Raw genomic sequence first — 26,384 nt, forward strand, 5'->3', positions numbered from 1 at the left:
CGCAGTCCCCCGACAGCTCCGGCGGACATGCACACATACGAGGACGGGCCCCGCACCTCGAAAGGTTGCGGGGCCCGTCCACACAGAACGCGTACGCGACGCGGCTGCCGTCAGATTCAGACGGCGGCCGGGTCCTCCTCGGTGAGGAGGTTGCGGGTGCGGTTGCTGTCCAGCGGAATGCCGGGGCCCATCGTGGTGGTGAGCGCGGCCTTCTTGATGTAGCGACCCTTGGCGGCCGACGGCTTCAGACGGAGGATCTCCTCCAGCGCCGCGGCGTAGTTCTCCACCAGCTTGGTGTCGTCGAAGGACACCTTGCCGATGATGAAGTGCAGGTTCGAGTGCTTGTCGACGCGGAACTCGATCTTGCCGCCCTTGATGTCGTTGACAGCCTTCACGACGTCGGGGGTGACGGTGCCGGTCTTCGGGTTCGGCATCAGACCACGCGGACCGAGCACGCGGCCGAGGCGGCCGACCTTGCCCATGAGGTCCGGGGTGGCGACGACGGCGTCGAAGTCCAGGCGGCCCTTCGCGACCTCGTCGATGAGCTCGTCGGCGCCGACGATGTCGGCCCCAGCGGCTTCCGCGGCCGCAGCACGGTCACCGGTCGCGAAGACCAGGACCCGGGCGGTCTTGCCGGTGCCGTGCGGGAGGTTCACGGTGCCACGGACCATCTGGTCGGCCTTGCGCGGGTCGACACCCAGGCGGAAGGCGACCTCGACGGTGCCGTCGAACTTGGTCGCGGAGGTCTCCTTGGCGAGACGGACGGCCTCGAGCGGGGCGTAGAGCTTGTCCCGGTCGATCTTGGCGTCCGCAGCGCGGAGAGTCTTGCTGCGCTTCACTTCTGCTCCTGTTGGTTTCAGGTGTGGAGTCGTGGTGCGGGCCGGCGCATGGCCCTACCACTGAGAAAGGTCAGACGGGGAAAGCTCTTAGCCCTCGACCGTGATGCCCATGGAACGGGCGGTGCCGGCGATGATCTTCGACGCGGCGTCCAGGTCGTTGGCGTTGAGGTCTTCCATCTTGGTGGTGGCGATCTCGCGGACCTGCGCCTCGGTGATCTTGGCGACCTTGGTCTTGTGCGGCTCGCCGGAGCCCTTCTCGACACCCGCGGCCTTGAGGATCATCTTGGCGGCCGGCGGAGTCTTGGTGATGAAGGTGAAGGAGCGGTCTTCGTAGACCGTGATCTCCACCGGGATCACCCAGCCACGCTGCGACTCGGTCGCGGCGTTGTAGGCCTTGCAGAACTCCATGATGTTGACGCCGTGCTGGCCCAGCGCGGGGCCGACCGGCGGGGCCGGGTTGGCTGCGCCGGCCTGGATCTGGAGCTTGATAAGCCCCGTGACCTTCTTCTTCTTGGGAGGCATTGCTCTCTCCGGGTCCTAGTGAGAGTTTCCAGCCACCATCCAGCCATCCGGATGGAGGCATACCGCACCACGATAACGGGTAACGTCATGCGGCCAAAAACCGAGCAGGTCAGACCGGCTTTGAGAGCCCGTCTGACCTGTTCGGAGGCGTATGTTCCAGAGGAGCCGCGAGGGCTAGTTCTTCTGGATCTGGTCGAAGCTGAGCTCGACCGGGGTCTCGCGGCCGAAGATCTCGACGAGACCCTTGACCTTCTTCGAGTCGGCGTTGATCTCGTTGATCGTCGCCTGCAGCGTCGCGAACGGGCCGTCGGTGACGGTGACCGAGTCGCCCACCTCGAAGTCGAGCACCTGGACCTCGACCTTGCGGGACGGAGCCGGCTTGCCCTCGGCCTCGGCAGCCTCACGGGCGGCCTTCTCCTCGGCCTCCGGAGCGAGCATCTTGACGATCTCGTCCAGGGTCAGGGGGTACGGGTCGTAGGCGTTGCCCACGAAGCCGGTGACCCCGGGGGTGTTGCGGACGACGCCCCAGGACTCGTTCGTCAGGTCCATGCGCACCAGGACGTACCCGGGGAGCTTGTTCTGACGGATGGTCTTGCGCTCGCCGTTCTTGATCTGCGCGACCTCTTCCTGCGGCACCTCGGCCTGGAAGATGAAGTCCTCGACGTTCAGCGAGACGGCACGCTGTTCGAGGTTGGTCTTCACGCGGTTCTCGTAACCGGCGTAGGTGTGGATGACGTACCACTCGCCGGGAAGGGTGCGGAGCTCGTCGCGCAGGGCCACGATCGGGTCGACCGGCTCGGCCTCTTCCTCGGCCTCCGCAGACTCCGCGTCATCCGCAGACTCAGCCTCGGCGCCCTCGACGTCCTCATCGGATTCGGCGGCAGCTTCCTCGCCGGCCTCGGCGTCCTCGTCGGACTCGGCGTCGGTCTCGACGTGCAGCGCCGACTCCTCGGCGGGAACGCCGGCGGCGGCGTCGGCAGCCTCGGCCTGGTCCGGGTCCTCGGCGTCCGCCGCCTCGACGATGTCGAGCTGGTCCTCCACGGACTCCTCGGAATCCACGCGCGGCTCAACGGCGTCGTTCAGGTTCGGGTCAGACACGGTGGCTGCTTCTTCCTGGATACAGAGGGGTGGAACGCGCGAAACGGGCGCCGGGTACGGCGCCCTTCGCTCTCGGCTGTGCCATCGGCTCAGCCGAAGACGTACTTGACGGCCTGGTTGAACCCATAGTCAATCACGGTCACAAGGCCGATCATGATGACGACGAAGACAATCACCACGGTGGTGTACGTCGTGAGCTGACTGCGAGTCGGCCAGACGACCTTGCGGAGTTCCGCGACGATCTGACGGTAGAAGAGCGCGAGACGGCCGAAGGGGCCCTTCTTGCCGCGCTTGCCGCCCTTGCGGGCCTTCTTCTTGGAATCCGGCGCCTCGTCCTGGGCATCAGGCATGTCGATGGAGCCCACGGCGTCCGTCACTCGTCCTCACCTGATTCCGGGTCGTGGCCGTGCCGCGCCCGGTATGAGCCGCACGGCGGTGCAATGCAGTACGTACATGTGCGCACACATCCTGGCGAAAGGAGTGTGTAGCAGGGCCGGAGGGACTTGAACCCCCAACCGCTGGTTTTGGAGACCAGTGCTCTACCAATTGAGCTACGACCCTTTGATTTCCCCAACCTACCGCATCCGCCCGGGTGCACAGAGTGCGAGGAGAAGGTGCGGCCGGTGAGGGCCAACGAGCAGTGAGTGTACGTGCTCTGCGGCGCCCCGTCGAACAGAAACGGATCCGGCGGCCCCCGGCAAACACCGAAAGCCGCGTGCCGGGGGTCTTTCCGGTCTGGAACGATGGGGCGATGAGCGCTTCCACTTCTCCCACCGAGCGCCGGGTCTCCGCCCGCGTCGGCGCGATCTCCGAGTCCGCGACCCTCGCAGTCGACGCCAAGGCGAAGGCCCTCAAGGCCGCCGGGCGGCCGGTGATCGGTTTCGGCGCGGGTGAGCCCGACTTCCCGACGCCCGACTACATCGTCGAAGCCGCCGTCGAGGCCTGCAAGAACCCGAAGTACCACCGCTACACCCCGGCCGGCGGGCTCCCCGAGCTCAAGGCCGCGATCGCCGCGAAGACGCTGCGCGACTCCGGGTACGAGGTCGACGCCTCGCAGGTCCTGGTGACCAACGGCGGCAAGCAGGCCATCTACCAGGCGTTCGCCGCGATCCTCGACCCGGGCGACGAGGTCATCGTCCCGGCTCCCTACTGGACGACGTACCCGGAGTCGATCCGTCTCGCGGGCGGCGTACCGGTCGATGTCGTCGCCGACGAGACCACGGGCTACCGCGTCTCGGTGGAGCAGCTGGAGGCCGCGCGCACGGAGCGCACGAAGGTCGTCCTCTTCGTGTCGCCGTCCAACCCGACGGGAGCCGTCTACAGCGAGGCCGACGCCGAGGCGATCGGCCGCTGGGCCGTCGAGCACGGCCTGTGGGTCATGACCGACGAGATCTACGAACACCTCGTCTACGGAGACGCGAGGTTCACCTCGCTCCCGGCGATCCTGCCCGAGCTGCGCGACAAGTGCATCGTGGTCAACGGCGTCGCCAAGACGTACGCGATGACCGGCTGGCGCGTGGGGTGGATCGTCGGCCCGAGGGACGTGGTGAAGGCCGCGACGAACCTGCAGTCGCACGCGACGTCGAACGTCTCCAACGTCGCGCAGGTGGCGGCCATCGCGGCCGTCTCCGGTGAGCTGACCGCCGTCGAGAAGATGCGCGAGGCCTTCGACCGACGCCGCAAGACGATGGTGCGGATGCTGAACGACATCGAGGGCGTGTTCTGCCCCGAGCCGGAGGGCGCCTTCTACGCGTACCCCTCGGTGAAGGGCCTCATCGGCAAGGAGATCCGCGGCAAGCGCCCGCAGGACTCCGTGGAGCTCGCCGCGCTGATCCTGGAGGAGGCCGAGGTCGCGGTCGTCCCGGGCGAGGCCTTCGGGACGCCGGGTTACCTCCGTCTTTCGTACGCCCTGGGTGACGAGGACCTCGTCGAGGGCGTCTCGCGGATCCAGAAGCTGCTTGCCGAGGCCCGCGACTAGGCACCTTCCACTTGGTAAGTGGGCCGTCTCCCCCTCCGGGAGGCGGCCCGCTTCTTCGTTCGGGGAAGGCCACGAAGGGGGACAGTGGCTTCCGGGACGCCACGTACGTACGGCAAGATCCTGGAATGGAGCGTGTACGTGACGTAAGAGAGCTGCCCAAGGCCCACCTGCACCTGCACTTCACCGGGTCGATGCGGCCCACGACCCTGCTGGAGCTCGCCGACAAGTACGGGGTGCGGCTGCCCCCGGCGCTGACCGGCGGTGAGCCTCCTCAGCTGCGGGCGACCGATGAACGCGGGTGGTTCCGCTTCCAGCGGCTCTACGACATGGCGCGGTCCTGCCTGCGGGAGCCCGAGGACATCCGGCGCCTGGTGCGGGAGGCCGCCGAGGAGGACATCCGGGACGGGTCGGGGTGGCTGGAGATCCAGGTCGACCCGACGTCGTACGCGCCCCGGCTCGGTGGGCTCATCCCGGCCCTGGAAATCATCCTGGACGCCGTCGAGAGCGCCTCGCGGGACACCGGCCTCGGAATGCGCGTGCTCGTCGCCGCGAACCGCATGAAGCACCCTCTGGACGCCCGCACGCTGGCCCGCCTCGCGGTGCGGTACGCCGACCGCGGCATCGTCGGCTTCGGGCTCTCCAACGACGAACGTCGGGGCTTCGCGCGGGACTTCGACCGGGCCTTCGCGATCGCGCGGGACGGCGGCCTGCTCGCGGCGCCGCACGGCGGCGAGCTCAGCGGGCCCGCCTCCGTGCGGGACTGCCTGGACGACCTGCACGCGGGGCGGATCGGGCACGGGGTGCGGGCAGCGGAGGACCCGCGGCTCCTGAAGCGTCTCGCGGAGCGGGGGGTGACCTGCGAGGTGTGCCCGGCGTCGAACGTGGCCCTGGGTGTCTACGAGAAGCCCGAGGACGTACCGCTGCGCACCCTGTACGACGCCGGGGTGCCGATGGCGCTGGGGGCCGACGATCCGCTGCTCTTCGGGTCACGGCTGGCCGCGCAGTACGAGATCGCGCGCAAGCACCACGCCTTCGACGACCACGAGCTTGCCGAGCTCGCCCGGCAGTCGGTGCGCGGCTCGGCGGCCCCCGTCGACGTACGGGAGAAGCTGCTCTCGGGCATCGAGGAGTGGCTCAGCGGCTGATGCCCGCGAGGAGCGTGCGGGCCAGGGCGGCGGCGAACTCCTCGACGGGCTGCGGAGGTTGCTTGCCGATCGTGGAGTCGTAGGCGAAGGCGCGCTGGGCGCAGGCTCCCAGGAGGAGCGAGGCGGCCGCGAACGTGTCGGCGTCGGGGGCGATCCGGCCGGCGTCGCGTTCGGTGCGGAGGTAGGCGTCGAGGGCCTCGATGGGCACGTGCGGGCCCGTGCCCATCTCCTGCATGGCGTCTTCGTGGCGCCGCTTGAGCTTGGTCTCGGCGTAGAGGGACGCGGCGATCGGGAAGCTCTGGGCGTAGAAGTGGCTGGCCAGGCGGGCGATCTCGGCGAGGTTGTCCTCCACGGGGCGCTCCCCCGGGTCCTCCGCGAGGCGGCGCAGGAGCGGGCCGAGCCGGGGCAGCCGCTCCTGGAGGACGGCCACGAACAGCTCCTCCTTGCTCGCGAAGTGCTTGTAGAGGGCTGCTTCGGAGCAGCCCGCCGCTTTGGCGATCTCCTTGGTGGTGGCACGGGCGAGGCCGATGGTGAGCATGAGGTCGTGCGCCGCGTCGAGAATGCGGGCCCGGGTGGGCTTCTGCTGCATGTGCCGTCCAACCAACCTTGACGAAGAGGTGAGCGGATACTCACCCTAGGGGTGAGTGAATACTTACCCACCTTGGGAGGGTGTGCGATGAGGCTCACGGTGTTCGGTGCGACCGGCGGTGTAGGCGGGGAGATCGTCAGGCAGGCGCTCGCGGCGGGCCACAAGGTCACGGCAGTCGTGCGTGATCCCTCGCGGCTCACGGCGACAGGCGAGGGCCTTGAGGTGTTCCGGGCCGACCTGAGCGATGCGGAGGGGCTGCGGGCGGCGGTGGCCGGGCGGGACGCGGTGCTCTCGGGGCTCGGGCCGCGCAAGAGGTCGGACGCGGGGATAGCGGCGGAGCTCACGCGGTCGGTGCTGCACGCCATGGAGGCCGAGGGGGTGCGCAGGCTGGTGGTGGTCAGCGCGGCGCCGGTGGGCCCGCCGGCCGAGCGACAGCCGGTCGTCGACCGGATGATGGGAGCCCTGGTCAGCAAGATCCTCAAGCCGATGTACGACGACCTGCGGGCCATGGAGGCCGCGTTGGCGAGCAGCGTGACGGACTGGACGTCCGTGCGCCCGCCGAGGCTGCAGGACAAGCCGGCCACGGGCGTCTACCGCCGGGTCGTCGGGGGCACGCCGAGCAGCGGGCGGTTCATCGGCAGGGCCGACGTGGCGCACGCGATGCTGGCGGCGGTCGACGACCTGTCGACGGTGAAGCAGGGCGTGGGCGTCGCCTACTAGGCGTCCAGCTGGCGACTGGTTGCTTACTGGCTGCCTACTAGAGGCTGACGCCCACCGTCACCGGCTCGTTGACCAGCGTGACCCCGAAGGCGTCCCGTACTCCGGCGACGACCTCACGGGCGAGGGCCAGCAGGTCCTCCGTGGTCGCGCCGCCGCGGTTGGTCAGGGCGAGGGTGTGCTTGGTGGAGATGCGCGCCGGACCCTCTCCGTAGCCCTTGGTGAAGCCCGCCTTGTCGATGAGCCAGGCGGCGGAGGTCTTCACGCGGCCGTCCTCCGTCGGGAAGGCGGGAGGCGCCACGTCCGGGCCGAGACGGTCCACCACGCGCGCGTGGAACGCGGTGAACTCCTCCTCGGTGAGGATCGGATTGGTGAAGAAGGACCCGGCCGACCAGCTGTCGTGGTCCTCGGGGTCCAGCACCATGCCCTTGCCCGCGCGCAACTTCAGGACGGTCTCACGGGCGACGGCCGCGGGCACCCGGTCGCCGGCCTGGACGCCGAGCGTGCGGGCCGTCTCCGGGTACTTCAGGGGGGCGCTCATTCCCTGGGCGTCTTCAAGGGCGAAGCGGACACGCAGCACCACGAAGCGGTCGGGCTCGGCCTTGAACCGGCTGTGGCGGTACGAGAAGTCGCACTCGGCGTTCGTGACGGTGACCGTCTCGTGGGTCTTCCTGTCGTACGCGACCACTTCGGTGATGGTCGCCGAGACCTCCTGGCCGTACGCCCCCACGTTCTGGATCGGCGTCGCGCCCGCGGAGCCCGGGATCCCGGCGAGGCACTCGATGCCCGCGAGGCCGGCCTCCACGACGCGGGCCACCGCGTCGGTCCACACCTCACCGGCCGCCAGCTCCAGCTTCGTGCCGTCGAGTGCGAAGCCCTTCGTGGCGATGCGCAGAGCGGTGCCGTCGAAGCCCTTGTCTCCGATGACCAGGTTCGAGCCGCCGCCGATGATCAGCAGCGGGGTCCCGGAGTCGTCGGCTTCGCGGACGGCGGCGATCACCTCGGCGTCAGTCGTCGCGGTGATCAGACGGGCCGCGGGACCGCCGAGCCGGAAGGTGGTCAGCGGGGCGAGGGGGGCATCGTGGAGTTCCTGCACGTGCTCAAGAGTACGGTCCGTGGCCCCGCCGCTCGGGCGGGGCCACGGACCGTGGGTCCGACGGGGGCGAGACCGGGCGGAGCCGGTTCAGACGCCGACCGTGGTGCGCCCTTCGGCCGCTGCCGGGTCGGCTCCGGCCCGCTTCGCGCTCGCGCCCTTCCCCGGGAGCAGCGCCGCCGCGACCGCACCTACGGCGACCATCGCGGCTCCGGCCCACAGCGCGGGCCCGAGGCCGTCCACGAAGCTCTGGGCGGACTCGTAACCACCCTGGGCGGAGAACACCGCGGCGAGGCTCGCGATGCCGAGGGCGCCGCCGACCTCCCGCAGGGCGTTGTTGGCGGCGGGGGCGAAGTACAGCGCCATGCCGACCCCGCCGAGGATCAGGGCGGGGAGCTGGGCGGCGTACGACACCTCGGAGTCCACGAGGCCCAGGCTGCTTCCCCGCGCCGTGCTCCAGTAAGGGGCACCCGCCCACGGCGGATGCCCCTTACCTACTCCTGGCCGCGCGTGAACGTCAGGCGAGCTGGACCACGGCGCGGGACATGCCGAGCACCTTCTGGTCCGCGCTCGTCGCCACCAGGTCCACCCGGACGCGGTTGTCGTCGAGCTTCACGGCGACCTTCGCGCTGACCTCGATGAGCGCACCCTTGTCGTCGTTCGGGACCACGACGGGCTTGGTGAAACGCACGCCGTACTCGACGACGGCAGCCGGGTCACCCACCCAGTCGGTCACGACCCGAATCGCCTCGGCCATGGTGAACATGCCGTGCGCGAGGACGTCCGGAAGGCCGACCTCGACCGCGAACTTCTCGTTCCAGTGGATCGGGTTGAAGTCGCCGGAAGCGCCCGCGTAACGGACGAGGGTGGCACGCGTCACAGGAAAGCTCTGGGACGGCAGCTCGGTGCCGACCTCGACGCTGTCGTACGAAATCTTGGCGGTCATGGCGTCACGCTCCCTCTGCCGCAGGCTCCGCCGCACGCGCGACGAGCTTGGTCCAGGCGGTCACGACGTGCTCGCCGGCCTCGTCGTGGACCTCGCCGCGGATGTCCAGGATGTCGTTGCCCGCCATCGACTTGATGGCCTCGATGGTCGAGGTGACCGTCAGCCGGTCCCCCGCACGCACCGGGCGCGTGTACGTGAACTTCTGGTCGCCGTGCACGACCCGGCTGTAGTCGAGCCCCAGCTGCGGGTCCTCGATGACCTTGCCCGCGGCCTTGAACGAGATGGCGAACACAAAGGTCGGGGGTGCGATCACATCAGGGTGTCCGAACGCCTTGGCGGCCTCCGCGTCGGTGTACGCGGGGTTGGCGTCGCCCACCGCCTCGGCGAACTCACGGATCTTCTCCCGGCCGACCTCATAGGGATCGGTGGGCGGGTAGGACCGCCCCACGAAGGACTGGTCGAGCGCCATGGACTCGGTACCTCCTGCAGGTATGGGTAACAGGTGTGGGTAAACGACGCGAGGCCGCCCCCAGAAATCGGGGACGGCCTCGTGTACGAGCCTGTATCTAGCGCGTTTCGCGGTGCGCAGTGTGCGCGTTGCAGCGCGGGCAGTGCTTCTTCATCTCAAGACGGTCCGGGTCGTTACGCCGGTTCTTCTTGGTGATGTAGTTCCGCTCCTTGCACTCCACGCAGGCCAGCGTGATCTTCGGGCGGACGTCTGTGGCAGCCACGTGAGTGCTCCTTGACGGACGGATGGACGGATGAACGCAAAAAAATAGTAGCCGATCGAAGGTCCGACCCCACAATCGGCTACCAATTCAGTAGCGGTGACCGGACTTGAACCGGTGACACAGCGATTATGAGCCGCTTGCTCTACCGACTGAGCTACACCGCTGCAGATGCCGGATCCCCCCGCCCGAGGGCGAGGATCACGCGACATCAGAGCCCCAATGCGGAATCGAACCGCAGACCTTCTCCTTACCATGGAGACGCTCTACCGACTGAGCTATTGGGGCGAGCGATGAAGACATTACACGGTCGGTCGCCGATCGCCCAAATCCGTTTCGCCGGGGCTGTCCGGGGGCATCTCGGCAGTCGTCCCGGCCGCCTCACCACGTCACTTCGGCGCCTCGCGCCACACCGGTTCGACCTCTCCCGCCTCACCGGTTCGACGTCCTCCACCGGGCCTCTTCAGAGGCCCGCACCACGCCGGTACGACTATTTCGCTCCTCCTCGAAGAGGGCCGGTCGTCACCCTAGGCTCGACCCACTCTGCGTGATCTTGGACGTTTTCGTCCCGGACACCTCCGTCCCGGATGACGCCACGCCCCGCAGCCGCCCCCGAGCCTCAGGAGCGCGATGCCCGACAGCCAGCCGCAGCCCCACTCCTCCGGCTCTTCCGGCTCCTCAGGCGACGACGCCGACGCCTCCGCGCTGCTCCTCTGCGGCGCCCGGCTGACCGACGGCCGGACCGTGGACGTGCGGCTCGGCTCCGGGCGCATCGAGGCGGTCGGCACGGCGGGCAGCCTGACCGCGCACGGCACGCGCGTGGACCTCAACGGCTATCTCCTGCTGCCGGCCGCGGCCGAACCGCACGCGCACAGCGACACGGCCCTGTCCGCGGACACGGAGGGCCCGGTCTCGTACGAGGTCGCCGACGTCCAGCGCCGGACCACCGAGGCCGCCCTCCTGCAGCTCGGGCACGGCGCGACCGCCCTGCGCTCGCACGTGCGGATCGGCGACGTCCCCGGGCTCACGTCGATGGAAGCGGTGCTGCAGGCACGGCGTTCACTGCGCGGCCTGGTCGACCTGACGGCCGTGGCCGTACCGCGCCTGCTGACCGGGGTGGCCGGTGCCGACGGGCTCGCGATGCTGCGGGACGCCGTGAAGATGGGCGCCTCCGTGGTGGGCGGCTGCCCCGACCTGGACCCCGATCCGACCGGCTACGTGGAGGCTGTCCTCGAGGTCGCCGCCGAGCACGGCTGCCCCGTCGACCTGCACACGGACGGCAGCGATCCGGCGCGGCTGGGGCGGCTCGCCGCGATGGCGGGCGGGCTGCGGCCCGGGGTGACGATCGGGCCGTGCGGCGGGCTCGGGCGGCTGCCGTCGGACGTGGCAGGGCGGACCGCGGAGCAGCTGGCGGCGGCCGGTGTGACGGTGGTGTGCCTGCCGCAGGGCGGGTGCGGAAGCGTGGAGCGGCGCGGTGCGGTGGCGCCGGTGCGGCTGCTCCGGGCGGCCGGGGTGCGGGTCGCCGCCGGCAGCGGGGCCATGCGGGACGTGTCGAACCCTGTGGGGCGCGGGGATCCGCTGGAGGCCGCGTATCTGCTGGCCTCGCGGTGCGGTCTGCGCCCCGAGGGCGCGTACGGCGCGGTCAGCTCCGCGGCACGGACCGCGATGGGGCTCCCCCAGGTCCGGGTGGAGGCGGGCTTCCCCGCGGAACTGCTCGCGGTGCGCGGCGACCACCTCGCGGGGGCGCTCTCGCTCGCGTACAGCCGCATCGTGGTGCACCGGGGGCGCGTGGTGGCACGGACGAGCGCGGTGCGGGAGTACTGCGACTCGGCGGCCGCCGTGGCGCTCGACCTGCCCCGGCAGGGCCGCTCGAAGGGGAGCGGTCCGGGCCGGCCGAAGGGCGCGGAGCCCTCCTGACGGCGGGCGACGTGTCCTGGCGTGCTCCCGCGTGCGCGGGGCGATCTCGCGGGAGCTGTCGTACGGTCGGAGACATGCGCATTGTCATCGCTGGAGGTCATGGTCAGATCGCGCTGCGGCTCGAGCGGTTGCTCGCCGCGCGGGGTGACGAGGTCGTCGGGATCGTCCGCAGAAGCGGGCAGGAGGCCGATCTGCGGGACGCGGGTGCCGAAGCGGCGCTGTGCGACCTGGAATCGGCGTCCGTCGACGAGGTGGCCGGGCTTCTGGAAGGCGCCGACGCGGCGGTCTTCGCCGCGGGCGCGGGGCCGGGCAGCGGCGCCGACCGCAAGAACACCGTGGACCGCGACGCCGCCGTGCTCTTCGCCGATGCGGCCGAGCGCGCGGGCGTGCGGCGCTATGTCGTCGTGTCGTCGATGGGCGCGGACCCCGCGCACAAGGGCGACGAGATCTTCGACGCCTATCTGCGGGCCAAGGGCGAGGCCGACGCTTCCGTACGCGGCCGCAGGGCCCTGGACTGGACGATCCTGCGCCCCGGCATGCTGACGGACGACGCGGGCACCGGTCTCGTGCGCCTGGAGGCGTCGACCGGGCGCGGGCCGATCCCGCGTGACGACGTGGCCGCGGTCCTCGCCGAGCTGATCGACTCGTCGGCGACGGCGGGCCTGACGCTGGAGCTGGTCAGCGGGTCCACGCCGGTGTCCGTGGCGGTCAAGTCCGTTGCGGGGAACTGACGTCCGTACGGGGCCGTAGGGGTATGTCGGTCTCCTGAGGGATGTCCCGCGCGCGGGCCGGTGCTTGGCTGGAGGCACTGCCTACGTGAGGAACGCCATGCCTGCTTCCGATGTGCCCGCCGCGCAGGAAGCCCTCTTGCGGCAGATGTACGCCGTCTTCAGTACCGAAGAGCGCGACGCGTTCATCCCGCGCTCCCTGGCACCCGACGTGGACTGGCCGAACCTCCTGGACAACACCCGCGCCCGGGGCATCGCGGCGGTCCGCGCCTACTGGGCACGGCAGTTCGCGGTGATGCATCCCCTGGTGCACCTGGAGCGGCTACGCCTCGATGACGACGGGCGGCGGGTCGTGGCGACCGTGCGGCCGGGCCTGCGGGACGAGACGGGCGACCACTGGGCGCCGACGACGGTCGAACACGTCTACACGTTCCGGGGCGACGGTCTGGTGAGCCGGATGGACGTACGGCAGCGGTGACCGCCCCGCGCCGGGCGCTGTGAAGGCCTGTAGGAGCGCCTCAGAACAGCGGGAGCTGCCCGGGGAAGTCCGGGACCGCGTAACCGTCCAGAGCGGGCTGTGCGGCGCCCAGCATGGCCTGCCTGCGCGAGCCGGGACAGGAGACGAGGTCGCCGCCGCCGCGCGGGCCCGGCGGATCATGCCGGGCGAACCGGCCTCCGACGACCGCGATGTCACGGCGGCACTCGGGGCAGTTCCTGCGGCGCGATGAGGACGGCATGGCTGACATGGACGACATACCCTCAGCGTACGAAAAGACCCCCTCCGACTTGCGTTTCCGCAAGACCGGAGAGGGTCTCCTTCGTGTGGCGGCGCCAGGATTCGAACCTGGGAAGGCTGAGCCGGCAGATTTACAGTCTGCTCCCTTTGGCCGCTCGGGCACACCGCCTGGGTCGCTGCCTGGAACCGTCCGCTTTGGGGCGGCGCTCCGTGGCAACGACGTAAACGATACCTGATGGACAGGGGTGCTTCGCCACCCGATTGATCGGCCCCCGGCCCGGGGGCGGTGGCTAGGCTTTGCGGATGCGGCCAGGGACCGAAGGCCGTGCACCAGCCGAGTACGCAGACCCCGATACAAGGAGCCACAGGACATGGCCGACTCCAGTTTCGACATCGTCTCGAAGGTCGAGCGGCAGGAGGTCGACAACGCCCTCAACCAGGCCGCCAAGGAGATCTCGCAGCGCTACGACTTCAAGGGCACGGGCGCCTCGATCGCCTGGTCCGGCGAGAAGATCCTGATGGAGGCGAACGGCGAGGAGCGGGTCAAGGCGATCCTCGACATCTTCCAGTCCAAGCTGATCAAGCGCGGCATCTCGCTGAAGTCGCTGGACGCGGGCGAGCCGCAGTTGTCCGGCAAGGAGTACAAGATCTTCGCCTCGATCGAAGAGGGCATCTCCCAGGAGAACGCGAAGAAGGTCGCCAAGATCATCCGCGATGAGGGCCCCAAGGGCGTCAAGGCGCAGGTCCAGGGCGACGAGCTGCGGGTCAGCTCGAAGAGCCGCGACGACCTGCAGGCCGTACAGGCGCTGCTCAAGGGGCAGGACTTCGACTTCGCGGTGCAGTTCGCCAACTACCGGTGATTGCCGGTAGGTACGGCAGTAAGTACTGCTGATCGCCGAGTACTGCTGATCGCTCGTCGTGCGACGCCGAAGGGCGGGCACCCGGTTCGGGTGCCCGCCCTTGCTGCTGGCCGCAGATCGGGGATCGACGCCTCAGGAGCGCGGATGGCTCAGCGGCGCGAGTGGCCGAAGAGGATGCGGTAGGCGACGAGCAGGACGAGTGAACCGCCGATCGCCGCGGCCCAGGTCGCGCCGTCGTAGACGTCGGTGGCTATGGGGCGGTCGAGATAGCGGGCGGAGAGCCAGCCGCCGATGAAGGCTCCTGCGATGCCGATGACGGTCGTGCCGATGAAGCCACCCGGGTCGCGGCCGGGCAACAGGATTTTGGCTACGACACCGGCGATCAGCCCCAGAACGATCCAGCTGATGATGCCCATGCGGTGTACCTGCCCCTCTTCGTGCTGTTGTCCCGAAGGACGTCACGGGAGCGGGGCGCGGTTGCGGTGGTCGGCCTGATGCGGTGTATGACACACGGGCTGCGCCGCCGCGCGGCACGGCCCACAGGGTGCGTCAGCGTGTGGTGAACGGCTGGTCCGTACGCACGATTTCGCGGCCGAGCGGCATCAACGACACCGGGATCAGCTTGAAGTTGGCGATGCCCAGCGGGATGCCGATGATCGTGACGCACAGGAGGACGCCGGTCACGATGTGGCCGAGCGCCAGCCACCAGCCCGCGAGGATCAGCCACAGGACGTTCACGATGCAGGACGGCGCGCCCGCGTCGCGGCGCTCAACTGTCGTGTAGCCGAAGGGCCACAGGGCGTAGACGCCGATGCGGAAGCTCGCGACTCCGAAAGGGATTCCGATAATCGTGACGCACAGGAGTACCCCGGCCAGGAGATAGCCGAGGAACATCCAGAAGCCGCACAGGACGAGCCAAATGATGTTCAGGATTGTCTTCACTGTTGGCGACCTGCCATCTGCTCGAGCCGGGCAATGCGCTCCGCCATCGGCGGATGCGTGGAGAACATCTTGGACATGCCCTGCCCCGGACGGAAAGGGTTCGCAATCATCATGTGACTCGCCGTCTCAAGGCGCGGCTCGGGCGGCAGCGGAAGCTGCTTCGTCCCCGCGTCGAGCTTGCGCAGGGCGCTCGCGAGGGCCAGTGGGTCCCCGGTGAGCTGCGCGCCGGACGCGTCGGCCTCGTACTCCCTGGAGCGGCTGATCGCGAGCTGGATGACGGAAGCGGCGAGCGGGCCGAGGAGCATGATCAGGAGCATGCCGAAGATGCCGGGGCCTTCGTTGTCGTTCGACCTGCCGATCGGGATCAGCCAGGCGAAGTTGACCAGGAACATGATCACCGAGGCGAGCGCGCCGGCGACCGATGAGATCAGGATGTCGCGGTTGTAGACGTGGCTGAGCTCGTGGCCGATGACGCCCCGCAGCTCGCGCTCGTCCAGGAGGCGCAGGATGCCGTCGGTGCAGCACACCGCCGCGTTGCGCGGATTGCGGCCGGTCGCGAACGCGTTCGGCGCCTCGGTGGGCGAGATGTAGAGGCGGGGCATGGGCTGACGGGCCTGCGTCGAGAGCTCGCGGACCATGCGGTAGAGCTGTGGTGCCTCGAATTCGCTCACCGGGCGCGCGCGCATGGCGCGCAGGGCGAGCTTGTCGCTGTTCCAGTACGCGTACGCGTTGGTGCCGAGCGCCACGAAGAGCGCGACGATCAAGCCCGTGCGTCCGAAGAAACTGCCGATGACGAGGATGAGAGCGGACAGTCCCCCGAGGAGTACGGCGGTCTTCAGCCCGTTGTGCCGGCGGTGCACGGTACGCCCTCCTGTGGTGCTTGGGGGAACCCTCTGGCTACTGGTGCTTCCACTCTTCAGTGGACCCTCCCGTACTGGTCAACGCCAGGCGGGGAGCACTAGTTCCCTTGTGCGCGCAGGAGCGGTGCCGCGGTGCTGTGGGCCGCTCGGGTGATGTCCGAGCGGCCTTCGCGGAGACGGGGCCGCGTCAGAAGAGGCCGGTGTCGGAGAACCTCAGGACGAGTTGCGGCGCTCCGGAGAGCGCGATGCCGAGGACCGCGGTGAGGGCGATGGCCGCCGTCAGCGGAGCCGGGACACGGTGCTTGGCCGGCTCGCCCTCGGGGGCGCGGAACAGCAGCGCGGTCCACTGGAGGTAGTAGAAGAGCGCGATCACGACGTTCACGGCCATCACCACGGCGAGCCAGCCGAGGCCCGCGTCGACCGCCGCCGAGAAGACGGTGACCTTCGCGAAGAGGCCGATGATGCCCGGTGGCAGGCCCGCGAGGCAGAGCAGGAAGAAGCCGAGCACCAGGGCCGCGAGGGGGCTTCTCGCGTACAGGCCCCGGTAGTCGCTGACACGGTTCAGGCGCTGCGTACGGCCGACAAGGGCGGCGACGGCGAACGCCCCGAGGTTCACGGCCGCGTACATGAGGGCGTAGGCGACGGTGGAGCCGACGGCTTTCTCTGCCTCGGCGGGGTTGTCGGCGTATCCGGCGGCGGCGATCGGCACCAGGAGGTATCCCGCCTGGCCGACGGAGGACCAGGCGAGCAGGCGGACCGCGCTGTACGCGCGCGTGGCCTGTTGGCGCAGCGCCGCCACGTTGCCCGCGGTCATGGTGAGGGCGGCGAGCACGGCGAGGGCCGGTCCCCACACGTCCGCGTACGAGGGGAAGGCGACGACGGTGACGAGGATCAGGCCGGTGAAGCCGACCGCCTTGCCGACGACGGAGAGGTAGGCAGCCACCGGCAAGGGCGCGCCTACGTAGGTGTCCGGTACCCAGAAGTGGAACGGCACGGCGGCCACCTTGAAGGCGAAGCCGACGAGGGTGAGGGCGACGCCGGTCTGCGCGAGCGTGTCCAGCTGTCCGTCGACGTGCTGGAGCTCCTCGGCGATCTCCGTGAGGTGCATGGTCCCGGTCGCGGCGTACACGAAGCTGACGCCCATCAGCGTCACGGCGGTCGCGGTGACGGAGGAGAGGAAGAACTTCAGGGCCGCTTCGGAGGACCGCTTGTCGCCGTGCCTGAGGCCCACGAGCGCGAAGGCGGGCAGGGAGGCGACTTCGAGGGCGACGATGAGCGTGGCGAGGTCGCGCGAGGCGGGCAGCAGGGCGGCGCCCGCAGCGGAGGAGAGCAGCAGGAACCAGAACTCCCCTTCGGGGAGTTCCTTGTCGGTGCCGTTCGCGTCCTTGAGTGTGCTGATCGAGAGCAGCGCCGCCAGCAAGGCACCGCCGATGACGAGCAGTTGGATGACGAGCGTGAAGCGGTCGGCGGTGTAGCTGCAGGCCTCCGCACCACCGGTCAGGCAGAAGGTCGACCGGTCGTCGTTCAGGATCGGCAGCAGGGAGAGCGCCGCGACGGCGAGTCCCGCCACGGAGATCCAGCCGAGCAGCGCCTTCTTCTTGTCGCCCACGAAGAGATCGGCGACGAGCACGAGGAGACCGACGACCGCAGCGATGGTTGGCGGAGCGATCGCGAGCCAGTCGACGGACTGGACGACGCCGGCGGCGCTTTCGGCGGCCACGGTCACGACTTGCCTCCTGAGAGGAGCTGCTGCACGGCCGGGTCGGTGAGGCCGAGCAGAGCGGCGGGCCAGAGTCCGGCGAGGACGGTGAGGGCGACGAGCGGGGTCCAGGCTGCGAACTCATAGCCCTGGACGTCGGCGAGCCCCGGGAATTCGGTCTTGGCGGCGCCCTGTGCCCCCTGGGGATCCTGGGATCCCTGGGGCGCCTGAGCCATCGGGCCCATGCAGACGCGGCGTACGACGATGAGCATGTACGCGGCAGTGAGCAGAGTGCCGACGGCAGCGATCGCCATGAAGGTGAGGAAGGCCGGGCGGCTGAGCCCTTCGGCGGGCTTGAACGCGCCGAACAGGGCGAGCATCTCGCCCCAGAACCCGGCGAGGCCCGGAAGACCGAGCGAGGCGACGGCGCCGAAGGCGAGGAGGCCGCCGAGGCGGGGCGCCCTGCCGTAGAGCGCGGCGCCCGATTCCTGCGCGAGGGTGTCGAGGTCGCTGGTGCCCGTACGGTCCTTCAGCGCGCCGACGAGGAAGAACAGCAGGCCGGTGATGAGGCCGTGCGCGATGTTGGCGAACAGCGCGCCGTTCACGCCGGTCGGGCTCATCGTCGAGATGCCGAGGAGCACGAAGCCCATGTGGCCCACGGACGAGTACGCGATGAGGCGCTTGAGGTCGCCCTTCGCGCCCTGCTTGGCGAGGGCGAGGCAGGCGAGCGAACCGTAGATGATCCCGACGACCGCGAAGGCCGCCAGGTACGGCGCGAAGGTGTGCATCCCGTCGGGCGTGATCGGCAGCAGGATCCGGACGAAGCCGTACGTGCCCATCTTCAGCAGCACGCCGGCCAGCAGGACCGAGCCGACGGTGGGCGCGGCGGTGTGCGCGTCCGGCAGCCAGCTGTGCAGCGGCCACATCGGCGTCTTGACCGCGAGCCCGAGCCCGATCGCCAGAACGGCGATGACCTGCACGGATGTGCTCAGGCCCCGGCCGTTGTCAGTGGCGAGTGCCACCATGTCAAATGTGCCGGACTTGAGGCCGATGAGGAGGAGACCGAGCAGCATCACGACGGAGCCGAGAAGCGTGTAGAGGATGAACTTCCAGGCGGCTTGCGTGCGTTGGGCGCCGCCCCAGCGTGCGATGAGGAAGTACATCGGGATGAGGACCATCTCGAACGCCAGGAAGAACAGCAGCAGATCGAGGACGGCGAAGGTCGCGAGGGTGCCGGACTCGAGCACGAGGATCAGCGCCACAAATGCCTTGGGGGACGGCCCGGTCGGCATTTTGAAATAGCTGTACATCGCGCAGAGGAAGGTCAGGAGCGCGGTCAGGACCAGGAGGGGGAGCGAGATGCCGTCGATGCCGAGGTGGATGCGCACGTCGAGTGCGGGGATCCAGCTGATATCCGTCGTGGCCTGCATCTTTGACGGCTGGTCATGGTCGAAGCCGAGTGCCAGGACGATCGCCGCGATGAGGATCGCGCCGGTGACGATCACGCCGTGGCGCAGCACGGCCTGGTCGGGTGACTTCCCCTTCAGTCCGGGCGGGGCCGGGAGCAGGGCGGCCACGGCACCGATGAGCGGGCCGACCACGATCAACGCGAGAAGAAGCTGCATCACGGATTCACTGATATCGATCACGGCTGCTCACGCTCCGGCTGTGGCGACGAGGACGGCGGCGACAGCCAGGACGACGGTGCCTGCGAGCAGCGCGCTCAGGTAGGTCTGCACGTTGCCGGTCTGCGCGCGGCGGACGGCCGCGCCGAGCCAGCGGGGTGCGGTGCCCGCGCCGCGTACGTACGTGTCGACGACCTCGCGGTCGAGGAACCGGACGAGGCGCGCGGCGGCCTGGACGGGGCGCACGAACAGCGCGGCGTAGACGGCGTCGAGGTGGAAGCCGACGGCGGCGTGCCGGTGCAGCGGGCCGAGCAGGAGGCGGCCGGGGTCGGCCGGGTCGTGAGCGGCGGCCACGTCTCCGTAGACGGGGGCGTGCGAGGCGATGGCCTCGGCTTCGACCAAACCTCCGTCGGCTCCCGCGTCGGCGGCGACCGCGCCCATCGGGTGGCGGACGGCGAGAGCCGTGGTGTGACGCCACGCCCCGTACGTAACGAGCCCGCCGACGAGGGCTAGTCCCGTGCCGAGGACGGAGGTGGTGAGGGTCGGAGTGAGCGAGTGCCCGTCGAACCAGTCCGGCAGGACTCCGACGGTCAGGCCGAAGGCGAGCGAGGGGACGGCGAGCACCCAGAGCACGGCGGTCATGGCGATGGGCTGGCGGGTTGGGGTCTCCCCTGCTCGAACGGAGTTGAGAGCTTGGGGAAGGTCCGGGGCTTCGGGGCCCTTGCCGTTGAAGGCGAGCAGCCACAGACGCGTCGCGTAGGCGGCGGTGAGGAGGGCGGTAAGCAGACCGGCGACCAGGACGATCCAGCCCGCCGCGGTGGGGGCGGTCCCGGAGTGACCGGTGGCCGCGTGCTCGGCGGCACCCAGGACGGCTTCCTTGGAGAAGAAGCCGCTGAAGGGCGGGATCGCGGCGAGCGCCAGGAGCGCCACGGTCATCGTCCAGAAGGCGTCGGGGACCCGGTCGCGCAGGCCCTTCATGCGGGACATCGCGGCGAGGGAGTTGGTGCCGGCGGCGTGGATGATCACTCCGGCGCCAAGGAAGAGGAGCGCCTTGAAGGCGCCGTGCGAGAGGAGATGGAAGACGGCGGCACCGCGGTCGCCGACGGCGAGGGCGCCGGTCAGATAGCCGAGCTGGCCGATCGTCGAGTACGCGAGGACGCGCTTGATGTCGTCCTGGGCGAGCGCGGCGAGGGCCGAGCCGGCCATCGTGACGGCGGCCATGACGGCGAGGACGACCAGCGCCGCCGACGAGGCGGCGAAGACCGGGAGGAGCCGGGCGACGAAGTAGACACCGGCGGCGACCATCGTCGCGGCGTGGATGAGCGCGGAGACGGGCGTGGGGCCCGCCATCGCGTCGGGCAGCCAGGTGTGCAGCGGGAACTGCGCGGACTTGCCCGCCACACCGGCGAGGAGCAGCAGGGCGATCAGCGTCGGGTGGTCGAGGCCGCCGCCCGCGACTGTCCCGAGGATCGTCGTGATGCGGAACGACCCGGCGTCGACGGCGAGCGCGAACAGGCCGATCAGGAAGGGGACGTCGCCGAGCTTGGTGACCAGGAAGGCCTTGAGGGAGGCGGCGCGCGCTTCGGGCGTCTCCCAGTAGTGGCCGACGAGGAAGTACGAGCAGATGCCCATGATCTCCCAGCCGACCAGGAGCACCATCAGGTCGCCGGAGTAGACGACGAGCAGCATCGCGGAGGTGAAGAGGGAGACGAGAGCGGCGTACGAGGGGTAGCGCGGGTCGTCGCGCAGGTAACCCGTCGAGTAGATCTGCACGCAGGAGGCGACGACGCCGACCAGGACGGCGACGAGGGCGGCGAAGCCGTCGATGTGCAGGGCGAGTTCGATGGGGACCGAGCCGGTCGGGGTGAGCTCGGTGGCGGAGTCGATGTCGGCGCCGCCGCCGTGGCGGGCGGCGACCATGACGGCGATGAACAGCGCCGCCAGGGTGGGCAGCACAGCGAGGGGGCGTACGAGACCCGGGACGGAGCGGCCGAGCAGCAGACCGGCGACGGCACCGAGGAACGGCAGGAGGGGGACGAGTACGGCGAGGGTGGTCGTGGTCACGCGGTGGCCTCAGCCTTCTGCGACTTCTGCGACTGCTGTGCCGAGGCGGGGTCATCGGCGTCGTCATCGTCGGGGCCCTCGGCGGTGTCGCGGAGGTCGTCGACGGCGGAGGAGCCGCGGTTGCGGTAGACCGCCAGGACGATCGCGAGGCCGATGCCGATCTCCGCGGCGGCGATGGCGATGGTGAAGAGGGTCAGGGCCTGGCCGGAGTGGAGGGCGTCGCGGAGCCAGACGTCGAAGGCGACCAGGTTGAGGTTGACGGCGTTGAGCATGAGCTCGACGGACATCAGGACCAGGATCGCGTTGCGGCGGGCGAGCACTCCGTACAGGCCCACGCAGAAGAGGAGGGCGGCGAGGACAGCGGGATAGGCGAGGTGCATCAGCGCTGCTCCTTGTCGAGGGGGGAGTCGCTGGGGGCACCGCTTGTGGGGGTATGGCCGGGGGTGTCGCCGGGGGTGTCGTTCAGGCGAGTCATGCGGGCGTTCCTGCGGGAGAGGACGATCGCGCCGACCAGGGCGGCCAGGAGCAGGACCGAGAGCGCCTCGAAGGGCAGCACCCAGTGCTGGAAGAGGAACTTCCCGGTCACCGCGGTGGAGCCCTGGGCTTCGTCGGCGGCGCGGTCGAGGTCGATCCAGGTCGTCCGGAAGGCGTCGACGACGACCCAGACCAGGGCGGCCGCCGCGAGGACGGCCACCGCGAGCGCGACGGGGCGGTTGCCCGAATCGGCGTCCGGGGAGCGGCCGATGGGGGCCCGCGTCAGCATCAGACCGAAGAGAAGGAGGACGACGACGGAACCGACGTAGATCAGTACCTGCACCCAGGCGATGAACTCGGCGGTGAGCAGGAGGTACTCGACGGCCAGGCCGCCGAGCGTCGCCACGAGCCACAGGGCGGCGTGCACCAGCTGCTTGGTGGTGACGGTGACGATCGCCGAGCCGAGGGTGACGAGGCCGACGAGCAGGAAGGCGATCTCCACTCCCGTCGGGGAGAGGAAGCCTTGCGGGGCGGCGGCTGCGAGGGGTGCGGTGGCTGCGAGGTTCACGGTCACGCGGATCCCTCCGGTCCGGCGGCTTCAGCGTCCTGTCCGGCGGCTTCGGCTTCCTGCGCCGCGGCTTCGGCTTCCTGCGCCGCGGCCAGCTTTTCCGCCGCCTTGCGGGCGGTGACGATCTCCTTGGGTTCCTCGGCCGCGGGGTCCAGGGCGGGCGGGGCCGGGACCGTCCACATCCAGTCGCGGAGCTTGTCGCGCTCGTGGGTGAGTTCGTGGATGTCGGTCTCGGCGTACTCGAACTCCGGGGACCAGAACAGTGCGTCGAAGGGGCAGACCTCGATGCAGATGCCGCAGTACATGCAGAGGGAGAAGTCGATGGCGAAGCGGTCGAGGACGTTGCGGCTGCGCTCGCGGCCGCCCTCGACGGCCGGCGGGACCGTCTCCTTGTGGGAGTCGATGTAGATGCACCAGTCCGGGCACTCGCGGGCGCAGAGCATGCAGACCGTGCAGTTCTCCTCGAAGAGCCCGATGACACCCCGGGTGCGGGGCGGGAGTTCGGGCTGGTGCTCCGGGTACTGCTCGGTGACGGTCTTCTTCGTCATCGTGCGGAGGGTGACGGCGAGGCCCTTGGCGAGGCCGCTGCCGGGAATCCGGGGCCGGGTGGGCGGGAGAGACGCAGCCATTTAGTTGATCGCCACCTTCACGATTCCGGTGAGCGCGATCTGCGCGAGGGCGAGCGGGACGAGGAGGGTCCAGGAGAGCTTCTGGAGCTGGTCCTCGCGGAGACGGGGGTAACTGACGCGGAGCCAGATCACGACGAAGGCGAGCAGTCCGGTCTTCAGGAGGGTCCAGACCCAGCCGAGTCCGTCGGCACCCCATGGGCCGTGCCAGCCGCCGAGGAAGAGGACGGTGGTGAGGCCGCAGAGGACGACGATTCCGGCGTACTCGGCGAGGAGGAAGAGGGCGAAGCGCAGGCCCGTGTACTCGGTGTAGGCACCGAAGATGATCTCCGAGTCGGCGACCGGCATGTCGAAGGGCGGGCGCTGGAGTTCGGCGAGGCCCGCGATGAAGAAGACGAGGGCGCCGACGATCTGCCAGGGCAGCCACCACCACTCGAAGGCGTTGAGGATGCCGGGCAGCGAGACCGTCCCGGCGGCCATCGCGACCGAGGCCGCGGCGAGCAGCATCGGGAGTTCGTACGCCAGGAGCTGGGCGGCGGTGCGCAGGCCGCCGAGGAGGGAGAACTTGTTGGCGCTCGCCCAGCCCGCCATGAGCGAGCCGAGTACGCCGACGCCCATGACCGCGAGCACGAAGAAGATGCCCGCGTCGACGAGTTGGCCGACGGCGCCTTCGCTCGGGCCGATCGGGATGGCGACCAGGACGAGGAGGTACGGCAGCAGGGCGATGGCGGGGGCGAGCTGGAAGATGCGGCGGTCGGCCGCGGCCGGTACGACGTCTTCCTTCTGCGCGAACTTGACGCCGTCCGCGACGAGCTGGGCCCAGCCGTGGAAGCCGCCCGCGTGCATGGGGCCGAGGCGGCCCTGCATGTGGGCCATCACCTTGTGCTCGGTCTGGCCGACGACCAGGGGCAGGACGAGGAATACGGCGAAGACGATGAGAAGACGCAGGGCGACGTCGAGCGCGTCGGTCACTCCGAGCCTCCTGGGCGGTCGGCTTCATCGTCGGGCTTGGCGGGGGCGGGCTTGGTGGGGGCGGGCTCGGCGGGGGCGGGCTCGGCTGGCTCCGGCTTGACCGGCTCCGGCCTGGCCGACTCCGGCCTGGCCGACTCGGGCTTGACCGACTCCGACTCCGGCTCGGCCGACTCCGGCTCCGGCCTGGCCAGCTCGGACTCGGCCGGCTCCGACTCCGGCCTGGCCGGCTCCGGCTTGACCGACTCCGACTCCGGCTTGACCGACTCCGGCTTGACCGACTCCGGCTTGACCGACTCCGGCTTGACCGACTCCGGCTTGACCGACTCCGGCCTGGCCGGCTCGGGCTCGGCCGGCTCCGGCCTGGCCGACTTGGGCTTGACCGACTCCGACTCCGACTCCGGCTCGGTCGGCTCCGGCTTGACCGGCTCCGACTCCGGCCTGGCCGACTCCGGCCTGGCCGACTCCGGCCTGGCCGACTCCGGCTTGACCGGCTCCAGCTCCGGCTCCGGCTCGGTCGGCTCCGGCCTGGCCGGCTCGGGCTTGACCGGCTCCGGCTTGGCAGTTACGGCGCCAGGGTCAGTACTGGTACCAGTGCCGGTCTCAGCTTCCGTAACCGGTGCCGCCTCACCGCTCGTCTCACCGCTCGCGCCCTCACTCGCCTCGAACGCCGGGCGGGCCTGGTGCCACGGAGCGTCGGAAGCAGCCGCGGGTGACGCGGGCTCAGGCTTCGCCTCGGGCGCCGGAGCGGCTTCGGGCTTCGCCTCCGGCGTCGGAACGGCCGCAGCCTCCGTTGCCGGGACGGCCGCCCCCTCCGGTCGCTGCGACGCAGAGCCCTGGCTCACACTCCGCGAACGGCGCGGTGCCGGTGCCGGAGTCTCCGGCTGTGTGCCCGCCGCCTGGCTGGCCGAGCCCTCCCCCGCCGTGCGGGCCCGGCGTACGGGACGGTCGCCCGCCGCGCGGGCCGCGCCGCGGGCCGGGCGGGCCGGGGCCGCCGGGAGTTGGCCCTTCAGGGGGCCCCACTCGTTCGGGTCGGGTACGCCGGGAGGCAGCATCTGGCGGCGCTTGGGCCCGCCGTGCTCCGACTCCCCCGGCTCCTTCGCGCCGGGCCACGCCTTCGCGACGCGCGCCGCCAGGACGAAGTCCTTGCGCAGGGGGTGGCCTTCGAAGGTGTCGGGGAGGAGCAGCGGGACCAGATGCGGGTGGCCCTCGAAAGCTACGCCGAACATCTCGTGCGTCTCGCGCTCGTGCCACGCCGCGCCCGCGTAGACGTCGACCGCGGTCGGCAGGGCCGGGGCCTCGTGCGGAACGGTCGTACGGATGAGGAGGCGACGTACGGGAGAGAGGGCGACGACGTGGGCCGAGACGAGGAAGCCGGTGCCGGGTTCGTCGACGGCGCTCAGCCAGTCGAAGTAGGTGCAGGTCAGCGTCGTGCGCGCGGTTTCGAGCGCCGCGATCCACGAGCTCGGCGGGACGTCGACCGTCAAGAGGTCGTACGACTCGTCCGCCGTGGCGTCCGCGCCGAAGAGCTCCTCGACGGGGCTCGGCAGCCAGCCCGTCATGCCTTCCCCTCCCCTGAACCGGAGGCCGGCGCCGGCGGCTTCACGAGCCCGCTCTGCAAGGCCGCCGCCGAAGGCCGGTTGCCGTCGCCGGCCCCGCCCTTCCCGCGCCCGTACCGCTCCCCCAGCGACTCCGCCGCGATCTTCTCCTGGAGCTTGAGGATGCCCTGGAGCAGCGCCTCGGGCCGGGGCGGGCAGCCGGGTACGTACACATCGACCGGGATGATCTGGTCGACGCCCTTGGTCACCGCGTACGAATCCCAGTACGGGCCGCCGCAGTTCGAGCAGGCGCCGAAGGAGATGACGTACTTGGGCTCGGGCATCTGCTCGTACAGGCGCTTCACGGCCGGGGCCATCTTGTCCGTCACCGTGCCCGACACCACCATCAGGTCCGCCTGACGCGGGCCCGGCGCGAACGGGATCACGCCAAGACGGATGAAGTCGTGCCGGGCCATGGAGGCGGCGATGAACTCGATGGCGCAGCAGGCGAGGCCGAAGTTGAAGACCCACAACGAGTACCGGCGGCCCCAGTTGAGGACCACCTTCATCGGCTCGGGGGCCAGCCGCGAGAGCACGCCGAGCTTCTGCGGCTCGGGCGTGGACAGCACGGTCGGCTCGGGCAGGAGCACGGGCTCCGGGGTCACGTCCGTGCGAGGACGCTCCGGGGTCACGTCCATGTGAGGACGCCCTTCTTGTATGCGTACAGCAGGCCCACGGTCAGGAAGCCGAGGAAGACGAACATCTCCACCAGCGTCGTCGCACCGTAGCCGGGCGCGGCGAAGACCGTCGCCCATGGAAAGAGGAAGATCGAGTCGACGGCGAAGATGACGTAGAGGAACGCGTAGACGTAGTAGCGGACCTGGGTGTGCGCCCAGCCCTCGCCGACGGGGTCGACCCCGCACTCGTACGTCAGGAGCTTCTCGGGTGTCGGCACCACGGGCCGGAGCAGGCGCCCCGCGCCGAAGGCGACGGCGACGAACAGCACGCCGACGACGGCGAGCAGTCCGACGACGGAGTACGACTGGTAGTAGCTCGCCGCGACGTTCGTCACGTGCACGTCAGCCCCTCACTCCCTGACCGCCTCTGACACCCAGCACTGTTC

General features: G+C 70.1%; 30 protein-coding genes, 4 tRNA genes and 1 pseudogene. 7 read left to right on the plus strand and 28 right to left on the minus strand.

Annotation, left to right across the window (positions count from 1 at the left end):
• Nucleotides 1–116: 116 nt before the first annotated feature.
• The 5 genes from rplA to ACZ5U5_RS20035 all read right to left on the minus strand — a co-directional run bounded on the left by rplA (nt 117) and on the right by ACZ5U5_RS20035 (nt 3,020).
• On the minus strand, nt 117–839 hold the full coding sequence (rplA, locus tag ACZ5U5_RS20015; RefSeq protein WP_409059162.1) for a 50S ribosomal protein L1: 723 nt from the start codon (nt 837–839) through the stop codon (nt 117–119).
• An 87-nt stretch (nt 840–926) separates the two neighbouring features.
• Nucleotides 927–1,361, minus strand: coding sequence for a 50S ribosomal protein L11 (rplK, locus tag ACZ5U5_RS20020; RefSeq protein ID WP_355803871.1), 435 nt, complete (start codon nt 1,359–1,361; stop codon nt 927–929).
• 174 nt (nt 1,362–1,535) lie between these two features.
• Nucleotides 1,536–2,459 carry a transcription termination/antitermination protein NusG gene (gene nusG / locus ACZ5U5_RS20025; RefSeq protein ID WP_469023278.1) on the minus strand — a complete coding sequence of 308 codons (924 nt, stop codon included), beginning with the start codon at nt 2,457–2,459 and terminating at the stop codon, nt 1,536–1,538.
• Nucleotides 2,460–2,548: 89 nt separating this feature from the next.
• Nucleotides 2,549–2,836, minus strand: coding sequence for a preprotein translocase subunit SecE (gene secE, locus ACZ5U5_RS20030; RefSeq protein ID WP_160506639.1), 288 nt, complete (start codon nt 2,834–2,836; stop codon nt 2,549–2,551).
• Between the two features lie 111 nt (nt 2,837–2,947).
• Nucleotides 2,948–3,020, minus strand: a tRNA-Trp gene (locus tag ACZ5U5_RS20035).
• A 190-nt stretch (nt 3,021–3,210) separates the two neighbouring features.
• On the opposite strand from ACZ5U5_RS20035, the gene ACZ5U5_RS20040 reads away from it, so the two are divergent.
• Together ACZ5U5_RS20040 and ACZ5U5_RS20045 are read left to right on the plus strand one after the other, a co-directional pair.
• Nucleotides 3,211–4,437 carry a pyridoxal phosphate-dependent aminotransferase gene (locus ACZ5U5_RS20040; RefSeq protein ID WP_469023281.1) on the plus strand — a complete coding sequence of 409 codons (1,227 nt, stop codon included), beginning with the start codon at nt 3,211–3,213 and terminating at the stop codon, nt 4,435–4,437.
• Between the two features lie 125 nt (nt 4,438–4,562).
• Nucleotides 4,563–5,582 carry an adenosine deaminase gene (locus ACZ5U5_RS20045; protein ID WP_469023284.1) on the plus strand — a complete coding sequence of 340 codons (1,020 nt, stop codon included), beginning with the start codon at nt 4,563–4,565 and terminating at the stop codon, nt 5,580–5,582.
• On the opposite strand, the gene ACZ5U5_RS20050 is transcribed toward ACZ5U5_RS20045, so the two are convergent.
• Nucleotides 5,572–6,171, minus strand: a complete 600-nt coding sequence (locus ACZ5U5_RS20050; protein WP_469023286.1) for a TetR/AcrR family transcriptional regulator — start codon at nt 6,169–6,171, stop codon at nt 5,572–5,574. The genes ACZ5U5_RS20045 and ACZ5U5_RS20050 overlap by 11 nt on opposite strands.
• A gap of 87 nt (nt 6,172–6,258) precedes the next feature.
• Between ACZ5U5_RS20050 and ACZ5U5_RS20055 the strand changes: the two genes are divergently transcribed.
• On the plus strand, nt 6,259–6,891 hold the full coding sequence (locus ACZ5U5_RS20055; protein ID WP_469023287.1) for an NAD(P)-dependent oxidoreductase: 633 nt from the start codon (nt 6,259–6,261) through the stop codon (nt 6,889–6,891).
• 37 nt (nt 6,892–6,928) lie between these two features.
• Here ACZ5U5_RS20055 and ACZ5U5_RS20060 read toward each other — a convergent pair.
• From ACZ5U5_RS20060 to ACZ5U5_RS20090, 7 genes and pseudogenes are all read right to left on the minus strand, one after another.
• A pseudogene (locus tag ACZ5U5_RS20060) lies at nt 6,929–8,026 on the minus strand (UDP-N-acetylmuramate dehydrogenase); the annotation flags it as partial.
• Nucleotides 8,027–8,071: 45 nt separating this feature from the next.
• Entirely contained in the window at nt 8,072–8,407 is a 336-nt protein-coding gene (locus ACZ5U5_RS20065) for a hypothetical protein (protein WP_469023289.1), read from the minus strand.
• 91 nt (nt 8,408–8,498) lie between these two features.
• Nucleotides 8,499–8,927: a MaoC family dehydratase gene (locus ACZ5U5_RS20070; RefSeq protein WP_469023292.1), complete on the minus strand. Its 429-nt coding sequence runs from the start codon at nt 8,925–8,927 to the stop codon at nt 8,499–8,501.
• Nucleotides 8,928–8,931: 4 nt separating this feature from the next.
• Nucleotides 8,932–9,396, minus strand: coding sequence for an FAS1-like dehydratase domain-containing protein (locus ACZ5U5_RS20075; RefSeq protein WP_469023294.1), 465 nt, complete (start codon nt 9,394–9,396; stop codon nt 8,932–8,934).
• A gap of 97 nt (nt 9,397–9,493) precedes the next feature.
• Nucleotides 9,494–9,658, minus strand: coding sequence for a 50S ribosomal protein L33 (gene rpmG, locus ACZ5U5_RS20080; protein WP_004571794.1), 165 nt, complete (start codon nt 9,656–9,658; stop codon nt 9,494–9,496).
• Nucleotides 9,659–9,749: 91 nt separating this feature from the next.
• Nucleotides 9,750–9,822, minus strand: a tRNA-Met gene (locus ACZ5U5_RS20085).
• A gap of 48 nt (nt 9,823–9,870) precedes the next feature.
• A tRNA-Thr gene (locus ACZ5U5_RS20090) sits at nt 9,871–9,943 on the minus strand.
• A gap of 342 nt (nt 9,944–10,285) precedes the next feature.
• On the opposite strand from ACZ5U5_RS20090, the gene ACZ5U5_RS20095 reads away from it, so the two are divergent.
• The 3 genes from ACZ5U5_RS20095 to ACZ5U5_RS20105 all read left to right on the plus strand — a co-directional run bounded on the left by ACZ5U5_RS20095 (nt 10,286) and on the right by ACZ5U5_RS20105 (nt 12,778).
• A complete protein-coding gene (locus ACZ5U5_RS20095) occupies nt 10,286–11,572 on the plus strand; it encodes an amidohydrolase family protein (protein WP_469023296.1) in 1,287 nt (428 codons plus the stop codon).
• A 74-nt stretch (nt 11,573–11,646) separates the two neighbouring features.
• Nucleotides 11,647–12,303, plus strand: a complete 657-nt coding sequence (locus tag ACZ5U5_RS20100; protein WP_469023299.1) for an SDR family oxidoreductase — start codon at nt 11,647–11,649, stop codon at nt 12,301–12,303.
• A gap of 97 nt (nt 12,304–12,400) precedes the next feature.
• Nucleotides 12,401–12,778, plus strand: coding sequence for a nuclear transport factor 2 family protein (locus ACZ5U5_RS20105; RefSeq protein ID WP_469023301.1), 378 nt, complete (start codon nt 12,401–12,403; stop codon nt 12,776–12,778).
• A 40-nt stretch (nt 12,779–12,818) separates the two neighbouring features.
• On the opposite strand, the gene ACZ5U5_RS20110 is transcribed toward ACZ5U5_RS20105, so the two are convergent.
• Nucleotides 12,819–13,055: a hypothetical protein gene (locus ACZ5U5_RS20110; RefSeq protein WP_469023304.1), complete on the minus strand. Its 237-nt coding sequence runs from the start codon at nt 13,053–13,055 to the stop codon at nt 12,819–12,821.
• A gap of 68 nt (nt 13,056–13,123) precedes the next feature.
• Nucleotides 13,124–13,205: transfer RNA gene (locus tag ACZ5U5_RS20115), tRNA-Tyr, on the minus strand.
• A gap of 202 nt (nt 13,206–13,407) precedes the next feature.
• Here ACZ5U5_RS20115 and ACZ5U5_RS20120 point away from each other — a divergent pair.
• A complete protein-coding gene (locus ACZ5U5_RS20120) occupies nt 13,408–13,896 on the plus strand; it encodes a YajQ family cyclic di-GMP-binding protein (RefSeq protein ID WP_249588357.1) in 489 nt (162 codons plus the stop codon).
• 149 nt (nt 13,897–14,045) lie between these two features.
• On the opposite strand, the gene ACZ5U5_RS20125 is transcribed toward ACZ5U5_RS20120, so the two are convergent.
• The 13 genes from ACZ5U5_RS20125 to ACZ5U5_RS20185 all read right to left on the minus strand — a co-directional run bounded on the left by ACZ5U5_RS20125 (nt 14,046) and on the right by ACZ5U5_RS20185 (nt 26,339).
• Nucleotides 14,046–14,312, minus strand: coding sequence for a GlsB/YeaQ/YmgE family stress response membrane protein (locus ACZ5U5_RS20125; protein WP_469023306.1), 267 nt, complete (start codon nt 14,310–14,312; stop codon nt 14,046–14,048).
• A 133-nt stretch (nt 14,313–14,445) separates the two neighbouring features.
• On the minus strand, nt 14,446–14,838 hold the full coding sequence (locus tag ACZ5U5_RS20130; RefSeq protein ID WP_469023308.1) for a YccF domain-containing protein: 393 nt from the start codon (nt 14,836–14,838) through the stop codon (nt 14,446–14,448).
• On the minus strand, nt 14,835–15,698 hold the full coding sequence (htpX, locus tag ACZ5U5_RS20135; protein ID WP_453452011.1) for a zinc metalloprotease HtpX: 864 nt from the start codon (nt 15,696–15,698) through the stop codon (nt 14,835–14,837). The genes ACZ5U5_RS20130 and htpX overlap by 4 nt, the downstream gene beginning before the upstream one ends.
• 187 nt (nt 15,699–15,885) lie before the next feature.
• Nucleotides 15,886–17,424 carry an NADH-quinone oxidoreductase subunit N gene (locus tag ACZ5U5_RS20140; RefSeq protein ID WP_469023311.1) on the minus strand — a complete coding sequence of 513 codons (1,539 nt, stop codon included), beginning with the start codon at nt 17,422–17,424 and terminating at the stop codon, nt 15,886–15,888.
• Entirely contained in the window at nt 17,421–19,046 is a 1,626-nt protein-coding gene (locus tag ACZ5U5_RS20145; RefSeq protein ID WP_469023314.1) for an NADH-quinone oxidoreductase subunit M, read from the minus strand. Before ACZ5U5_RS20145 ends, ACZ5U5_RS20140 begins: the two co-directional genes overlap by 4 nt.
• A 6-nt stretch (nt 19,047–19,052) precedes the next feature.
• Nucleotides 19,053–21,086 (minus strand): NADH-quinone oxidoreductase subunit 5 family protein, encoded by a 2,034-nt coding sequence (locus ACZ5U5_RS20150; RefSeq protein WP_469023316.1) that lies wholly within the window; start codon nt 21,084–21,086, stop codon nt 19,053–19,055.
• Complete coding sequence (gene nuoK, locus ACZ5U5_RS20155) at nt 21,083–21,466, minus strand: NADH-quinone oxidoreductase subunit NuoK (RefSeq protein ID WP_469023317.1); 384 nt, start codon at nt 21,464–21,466, stop codon at nt 21,083–21,085. The genes ACZ5U5_RS20150 and nuoK overlap by 4 nt, the downstream gene beginning before the upstream one ends.
• Entirely contained in the window at nt 21,466–22,134 is a 669-nt protein-coding gene (locus ACZ5U5_RS20160; protein ID WP_469023320.1) for an NADH-quinone oxidoreductase subunit J family protein, read from the minus strand. Before ACZ5U5_RS20160 ends, nuoK begins: the two co-directional genes overlap by 1 nt.
• Nucleotides 22,131–22,757: a NuoI/complex I 23 kDa subunit family protein gene (locus tag ACZ5U5_RS20165; protein ID WP_469023322.1), complete on the minus strand. Its 627-nt coding sequence runs from the start codon at nt 22,755–22,757 to the stop codon at nt 22,131–22,133. The genes ACZ5U5_RS20160 and ACZ5U5_RS20165 overlap by 4 nt, the downstream gene beginning before the upstream one ends.
• Nucleotides 22,758–23,726 (minus strand): complex I subunit 1/NuoH family protein, encoded by a 969-nt coding sequence (locus ACZ5U5_RS20170; RefSeq protein ID WP_469023325.1) that lies wholly within the window; start codon nt 23,724–23,726, stop codon nt 22,758–22,760.
• Nucleotides 23,723–25,285 (minus strand): NADH-quinone oxidoreductase subunit C, encoded by a 1,563-nt coding sequence (locus tag ACZ5U5_RS20175; protein WP_469023327.1) that lies wholly within the window; start codon nt 25,283–25,285, stop codon nt 23,723–23,725. The genes ACZ5U5_RS20170 and ACZ5U5_RS20175 overlap by 4 nt, the downstream gene beginning before the upstream one ends.
• Nucleotides 25,282–25,959, minus strand: coding sequence for an NADH-quinone oxidoreductase subunit B (locus tag ACZ5U5_RS20180; RefSeq protein WP_469023329.1), 678 nt, complete (start codon nt 25,957–25,959; stop codon nt 25,282–25,284). Before ACZ5U5_RS20180 ends, ACZ5U5_RS20175 begins: the two co-directional genes overlap by 4 nt.
• Nucleotides 25,950–26,339: an NADH-quinone oxidoreductase subunit A gene (locus ACZ5U5_RS20185; protein ID WP_160506614.1), complete on the minus strand. Its 390-nt coding sequence runs from the start codon at nt 26,337–26,339 to the stop codon at nt 25,950–25,952. Before ACZ5U5_RS20185 ends, ACZ5U5_RS20180 begins: the two co-directional genes overlap by 10 nt.
• Nucleotides 26,340–26,384: the final 45 nt, after the last annotated feature.

This window comes from Streptomyces sp. NPDC033177, from assembly GCF_055577715.1.